Annotated in this window: 1 protein-coding gene; it reads right to left on the minus strand. The window is 60.0% G+C overall.

Annotated elements, in window-relative coordinates; all coding sequences use genetic code 11:
- Positions 1-280 (minus strand): hypothetical protein (locus J0A67_RS22940; protein ID WP_206571711.1); only part of this gene is annotated, 280 nt, incomplete at both ends.

Genomic DNA, 280 nt, shown 5'->3' on the forward strand with positions numbered 1-280 from the left:
CCTGATATTCCCCGCTGTCTGCAGTGACTTCTGCGGTCAGGTGCTGCACCGCTGGCGGCGTGACACCATTCACCGTGCCACTCTGTTCGCCGTCAAAGTGCGCCCCGTTATCCACGATGGCCTCTTTTTCCGGCACATGCTGCACGGCGGTGATGGCATACGTGCCGTCGTCGTTCTCACGGATACTCACGCAGCGGAACAGTCGCTGGCGCAGCGTCGGCAGCTTCAGCTCCCATACGCTGTATTCAGCAACACCGTCAGGAACACGGCTCACTTTTAC

Source organism: Algoriphagus aestuariicola (genome assembly GCF_017254835.1).
Classification (GTDB): Bacteria; Bacteroidota; Bacteroidia; order Cytophagales; family Cyclobacteriaceae; genus Algoriphagus; species Algoriphagus aestuariicola.